The organism is Streptomyces sp. NPDC051555, assembly GCF_044454405.1.
GTDB lineage: Bacteria > Actinomycetota > Actinomycetes > Streptomycetales > Streptomycetaceae > Streptomyces.
On record NZ_JBITDP010000024.1, the window covers coordinates 96,744 to 103,169 of the forward strand.

At 74.7% G+C, this 6,426-nt stretch carries 4 protein-coding genes; 2 read left to right on the top strand and 2 right to left on the bottom strand.

Going from position 1 to position 6,426, the window contains the following annotated elements; translation table 11 throughout:
- Nucleotides 1-87: 87 nt before the first annotated feature.
- The gene (locus tag ACIBEA_RS35080) at nucleotides 88-1,332 is read right to left on the bottom strand and encodes a DUF418 domain-containing protein (protein ID WP_399267235.1); all 1,245 of its coding nucleotides are present in this window, start codon (nucleotides 1,330-1,332) and stop codon (nucleotides 88-90) included.
- A 157-nt stretch (nucleotides 1,333-1,489) separates the two neighbouring features.
- Nucleotides 1,490-3,247 (bottom strand): VanW family protein, encoded by a 1,758-nt coding sequence (locus ACIBEA_RS35085; RefSeq protein WP_399267236.1) that lies wholly within the window; start codon nucleotides 3,245-3,247, stop codon nucleotides 1,490-1,492.
- Nucleotides 3,248-3,529: 282 nt separating this feature from the next.
- On the opposite strand from ACIBEA_RS35085, the gene ACIBEA_RS35090 reads away from it, so the two are divergent.
- Together ACIBEA_RS35090 and ACIBEA_RS35095 are read left to right on the top strand one after the other, a co-directional pair.
- On the top strand, nucleotides 3,530-4,663 hold the full coding sequence (locus ACIBEA_RS35090; RefSeq protein ID WP_399267237.1) for an NUDIX domain-containing protein: 1,134 nt from the start codon (nucleotides 3,530-3,532) through the stop codon (nucleotides 4,661-4,663).
- Between the two features lie 736 nt (nucleotides 4,664-5,399).
- Entirely contained in the window at nucleotides 5,400-6,326 is a 927-nt protein-coding gene (locus ACIBEA_RS35095; protein ID WP_399267238.1) for a class I SAM-dependent methyltransferase, read from the top strand.
- Nucleotides 6,327-6,426: the final 100 nt, after the last annotated feature.

Below are 6,426 nucleotides of genomic sequence, written 5' to 3' on the forward strand. Positions count from 1 at the left end.
CCGGCGTGCGCGGCGTGCGAGCCGGCGCGCGATCTGCGCGGGAGCGGGAGCCGGGTGCGATGGGTGCGATGGGTGCGCCCCTCGCGGTCAGGCACCGGTGCGGGCGCGGGCGCGGGCGCGCGGCGCGGTGGCCAGTCTGAGGGCGTGTTCCAGCGGCCCGCGGCGCAACGGAGAGTGCGCCCAGGCGCGCTGCCACCCCCAGGCCGCGACCAGGGCCACGGCGCAGAACGCGGCCAACGCGCCCCAGGACGCCGCCCCGTTCGCCGGACCGGCCAGCACCAGCGCGTGCACGACGTAGGCGCTGAGCGCCATCGCGCCCAGCGCGGTGAGGGGCCGCAGCAGCCGGGCGGCCAGCCGGACGCGGGCCAGCAGTACGAAGCCGCCGATGAGTGCGGCGCCGACGCCCGCGTTGCCGAGCGTCTCCAACGGGGTCTGGCTGTAGGGGGAGGCCAGGAGCAGCCAGTCCCACGAGGTGCTGGGTATCGCGCCGTACTGCTGGGCGAGCACGGCCCGGACCGGATCGGTGGCCGCCATGGCCTCGGGGTGGTGCGCGGCGATCGCGGCCAGCAGCCGCTGCCGCCCGCCGAGCACCTCGGTGGCCAGCCACGCGGAGCCGTACGCCACCGCCGCGACGGCCGCGCCCCACAGGGCGAGGCGCCGGGCGACGGCCTTCTCGCGGACGTCGCACAGCCGCCCCAGCGCCATGCCGGCGAGCACGTACGGCAGGTAGGTGACGACCGGGTACGCCCCGGTGAGCAGCAGCCCGCGCAGGACGTCGCCGAGCCCCGTCCAGCCGCGGGCCAGGTCGGTGAGGTCGGGCACCGCACCGCGGCCCGAGGCGCCGACCCCGAAGAGCGGGCCGAGGACGTACGAGAGCAGCGGCCCGACCACCACGCCCGCGGCCGCGACCACGGCGAGCGCCTTGGTGGAGAGGCGGGTGAAGGGCTCGGCGGCGAGGAAGTAGAGCGCGAAGAAGGTCAGGATGACCAGGATCCCGGGCCAGAGCGCGGCCAGGGACAGGCCGAGCGCGGCGAGGACCCCACAGCGGATCAGCAACGGCCGCAGCCGCCCGGGCGCCCCGCCCCGGCCGGCCCCGACACCAGCGGGGACGGCAACCGGGCCGGGGCCCGGGTCCGGGCGCTGCCGCTGGGCCAGGGCCAGCGAGAAGCCGGCGAGGAGGGTGAAGACGGCGGGCGCACGTCCGTCGGCGGCCAGGACCAGGTAGTTCGCGCCGGACGGGCGCGCACCGGGTCCGACGTGCACGGCGAACATCCCCAGCACGGCGAGGCCGCGCGCGGCGTCGACCCCGGACAGTCTGCTGCTGGCGCTCATCGCTTCCTCGGGGCAGGAGGGGAGTACAACATCATGCTCAGGTAGAGGTCGATAGTGGAACAAAGGTTCCGTTTCGCCCCGAGGAGTCGCAGGAGTCGCAGGGGCCTCGCGGGTCGCGCGGGCGGCGCGGGTCGCGCGGCCCAGCCGCCGGTGCGGCTCAGCCGCAGGTGACGGTGTCGCGCGGGGTGTAGCGCGTCCTGAACTTCTCGCGCCCGACCTCGTTGCCGCCCTGCTCGAAGATCCGGTCGACGGTGACGTCGAACCCTTCGAGCGGGGTCTGCGCCTCGCACCGCGCTCCGCTCCCGGTCCGGGTGCCCAGCTGCTCGACGTTGGTGCGCGGCCCCTTGACCGCCTTGACCGCGTCGTACTTCTTGGTGCCGAGGAAGGTGATGGTGACCGAGGTGTCGGTGGCCGACGCCTGGATGTAGAGGGCCTTGCCCGAGTCGTTGCGGAAGCTCTGGTCGAGGCTGCCCCAGGCCACCGTGGCCTCGCGGCCCTCCGGGTAGCGCTCGATGTAGAAGGAGTGCGCGCCGTACTCCACCGGCTTGACCCCGGCGAAGAACACCGCGTTGAAGACGGTCGTGGCCACCGCCGAGACCCCGCCGCCCGCGGCCTTCTCGTACTGGCCGCCATTGATCATGATGCCGTCGACGAAACCGTTCTCCTTGGTGCGTTCGCCCACGGTCCGGTTGAAGCTCCAGGTCTCGTCGGGCAGCACCACCGAGCCGTTGATCAGCTCGGCGGCCCGGCCTATGTTCGTCGTGCGGTACTCGGCGACCGGGAAGTCGACGGTGAAGGAGGACACCTCCTCCTTGATGCCGAGCTCCGCCACGTTCTGGCGGGTGAGCTTCGGCTGCACCGCCTCGGTGGCCACCGCGCCGGTACGGGCCCCCGCACCCGACTTCACCAGCAGCGGGAGCACGGCCTCGCCCAGGGTCCGCTCGGTGACCCGGCGACCCGCGCGGCCGTCCTCGGCCACGGAGACCCGCCCCGGCCCGTCGAGCCGCAGGCGCGCTTCCACCGGACCCGGCGCGGCCTCGCGCAGCGGGCCCGCGAGCCCCGGATCGGCGAGCAGCGCCTTGGCGTCGAGGTCGGGGACCAGCCGGTCGCCGTCGCCGGCCTTCATGGCGAGGTGCCGGGAGAGGGTGGCGGGGTCGACGACCACGCGCCGCCCTTCGAGGGTGAGGGTGACGGGGGCCGACACCGCGGGCCCGGCGAACTCCTTCAGGGCCCGCTCCGTCTCCCGCGCCCCGATCCGCGGCTCGATGGTCCGCACCGGCAGCTCGACGGGGTCCGACCCGGTGCGCGGGTAGGCGGCGCGCAGGGCATCGAGCGCGCCGTCGGTGCGCAGGGCGACACCGCTGACCGGAGCGACCGCCTTGGGCCTGCCCTTCTCGAAGGTGATCGCCCCCTCGACGACCGCGCGCCCCGTCTTCTTGCCGAGGCCGTCCAGAGCGGCCCGCGCCACTCCCTCGTCCACCCGGACCACCGGCTCCACCTCCCGGCGGTCCGGACCGAAGAGCCGGCCGAGCACGGTGACCGGATCGGATCCGGCCCGTGCGGCGCGCGCGGCGGTCGCGGCGGAGTCGAGGGACAGACCGAGGGCGCCCGGTCGCAGTTGCTCGACCCGGTCACCGACGCGCACGGCGAACGCGGCTCCGGCCCCGGCCCCGGCCGCGGGGTCGAAGGCGCGGTCCAACGCCCGGCGCGCCCGGTCCTGGTCCATGCCGCCGAGGTCCACGCCGCGGACCGTGGTGCCCCGGCCGATCTCGTCGCCGGCCAACGACAGGCCCGCGACGTACAGACCGGCGCATCCGATGGTCAGTGCCCCGCCGGTGACGGCGAGCGGGCGCAGCAACCGCCGCCGTCGGTTCCCGGTGGCCGTCGCGGTCCCGGTGTCACCGGCGTGCGGCATGGCTGTCCCCCTGGTCGATCACGTCTGGACGGGCCGGGGGCTTTCACGCCGACCGGCCCGCGCCCCGAAAGCTACCAAGAGGTACATAACCAGGTAATAAACGGTCATAGGTCAGGTAAAACCGGCAGGTCGCGGGCACATTCGGCCGCCTTGTGTGCGCCGTGTGCGCGCCGTGCGCGCGGCGCCGTAACCCGGGGGACGCGCGCGCTGTTGCACAGGCGTCGGGCACGGCGCGACGAGCCCCGACCCGGCCCTCTCCCACCCACGGTGAACGGAGTACCGATGCCGCAGCTGACCGACACGGACCACACGGACCGGGCGGACCACGCGATCCCGGAGCCCGCGACCCCGGACCATGCGATCCCCGACCTCGACCCCGACCTCGACCCCGCGTTCCCGGCCGCCGCACCCCGGGCGGACGGGCCCGCGGCGGCCGGCGACACGTGGATGAGCCCCGCCGAGTACGGAGCCTCGCGCGCCGCGCTCTGGAGCGGAGCCTGTGTCCTGGTCACCGACCCCGACGGACGGGTGCTCGTACAGACCGTGGACTACCGGCCCGACCGGCTGCTGCCCGGCGGTGCCGTGGACGCGGGGGAGGCGCCGTCCGCGGCGGCCGCGCGCGAGGTGTACGAGGAACTCGGCATCCGCGACCACTACCCGCGCGGGCTCGTCGTGGACTGGATCCCCGCCGACACCCCGGGATTCGAACCGGAGATGCGCTTCCCCGGAGAGATCCTGCACGTCTTCGACGGCGGCACCTGGGACGCGGAGCGCATCGCCGCCATCCGGCTGCCCGCCCAGGAGATCACGGGGGTCCACTTCGCCGAACCCGCCGATCTGCCGGGCCTGATGCACCCCGGCGACGCCCGGCGCGCGCTGTCCGCGCTGCGGGCCCGCATCGACGGCGGCGGTCCGGCCCTGCTGGAGGACGGGCGCCCCACCGTGCCGGGGGCGCTCGACCGGCTCGGCGCGCTGCGCACCCGGCGCGTTCCGCAGCGGGGCGGCTGGTGGGAGGGTCCGGCTCCGGAGGCGTCCGTGGTGCACGACCGGGCGTCCTGGCTGTTCGCCCCCGACGGGCGGGTGCTGGTGCTGATCGCCCGCGCCACCGGGGCCGCTCGGCTCCCGGACCTCACCCCCGACCTGGTCACCTCCGCTCCCGAACTGCTGGGCCACCTGCGCGAGGCGGACGGCGTGCGCATCCGTTCCGCGGCCCGGCTGCACGCCCTCGGCCCCGTCGGCGACCCGGCCCACGTCCGCCTCCTGGCCACGCCCGAGCAGGTCCGCGACCTGTGCGACTGGGGGCCGGCCGCGGCGGACCAGCTGGACGCCGTCCACGCGGCCCGCGTCCGCCTCGCACTGCCCCGCCCCCCGCGCCGGCCGTCCACGGAGCTCCCGGCGGAGGGCCTGACCTGGTGAACCCGGGGCCCTGGACCGGGCGCCGCGGATGGTTTCGGCGGCCATGCGCCAGGTGACGGGTACGGGGTACGGGGCCGATGACGGTCCGATCACGAGTGATCGAAAGAGAAAATGATCAAGTATTCACCTCGGCGTGCGACGGTCCGGTGGGTCGCTCGGCGGTCGCGTGGTGGGAGCCCGATGGCACGGTGTCCGGGTGGTTCGACGGCCGTTCCGAGATGCCTGCCACCGGCGGTGGGCCATTGGGTCGAGCCGGCCCGATGCGCAGAGACCATTGGCCCAGTACCCCACCGGTCGGCCTTCCCGTTCGTGAAGCGCGCTCCGCGGGTCCGATCGGTGCGGAGGGGGCGGTCGGGCCCGTGCCCCAGGAGTCTGCGACGGCGCCGCGGTGGGCAGGGGGCCCGGGGGTCGGACGGGACACGTTCGCTTCCGCAAGGGAAGGTGGCCGACGATCGTGTACCACCCGCCCTCCCGGGACCCCCGCGGGCCCGTGCCGGCGGGCCCCACGCGTGGTGTCCCCGCTGGTCAGGAGCGGGGACCGGGGGCGTCGCGCGGCCGCCGTCCGACCCCGTACCGGCGACGGCCCGCCCGGCGCGATCCGTTCCTCCGGCGCTCCGCTTCGGCATCTTCGGCATCTCCACAGCCTCGTCATGTACCCGTCCTGTGGTCTAAGGTCTGGCTACCCGGCCAGGTGTCAGTGCTGATCCCATGCCATATCCCCGGAGGACGACTCTCCATGTCGCAAGCTGCGCGTCTCCCTCTCACCGACCCCGAGGTGCTGTCCACGGCACCGGTTCCCGCGGGGTTCAACGACGTGGAGGGATGGTTCTGGAACGTCGACCAGGTGTTGTTCGACTGGTTCCTCGGGCACCAGAACGCCGATGCCGAGCACCGCGGTGACCTGCTCGAACTCGGCTCGTACATGGGCAAGAGCGCGATTTTCATGGGCAAGTACCTGCGCGACGGCGAGGAGTTCACGGTCTGTGACCTCTTCGACTCGCCCGCCGAGGACGAGTCCAACCTCGCGGAGACGCAGTCCTCCTACGCCTCGCTGACCCGCCAGGCCTTCGAGACGAACTACCTCGCCTTCCACGAGGCGCTGCCCACCGTCATCCAGGCCCCGACCTCCGTGGTCGGCGACCGGGTGCGCGCGGCCAGCTGCCGCTTCATCCACGTGGACGCCTCCCACCTCTACGAGCACGTGCAGGGGGACATCGAGGCCTCCCGCGTCCTCGCGGCGCCGGGCGCGGTCGTGGTGTTCGACGACTACCGCTCCGAGCACTGCCCCGGCGTCGCCGCCGCGGTGTGGGGCGCGGTCACCACGTCCGACCTGCACGTCATCTGCGTGTCCGGCACGAAGCTCTACGCGACCTGGGACGACCCGGCCCCGCTGCAGAAGGCCCTGCGCACGTGGCTGGAGGGCCGCGAGGACCTCTGGCACGGCATCGACACGGTCGTGGAGGCCCCGCTGGTGCGCATCGGCGGCCAGAAGGCGATCGCGCCGTCCGCGCCGAAGCCGCTCCGGGCCCCCGAGGTGCCCGTCCTCGCGGCGGTTCCGGCCCAGCCGAAGCCCGCTCCGCGCTCGCGCCGGGCGCGCAAGCTGGCGAAGGACCTGCTGCCGCCCATCGTGACGCGGGCGATCGTCGCGAGCCGCCGCCGCTGACCCGGGAGCGCCGGTCCTGCGGGCCGACGGAAGGGGGGGGGGGGGGGGGGCCGGCCCCCCCCCCCCCCCGCCAAGACGACGTAGCACTGCAAGGCGAGCA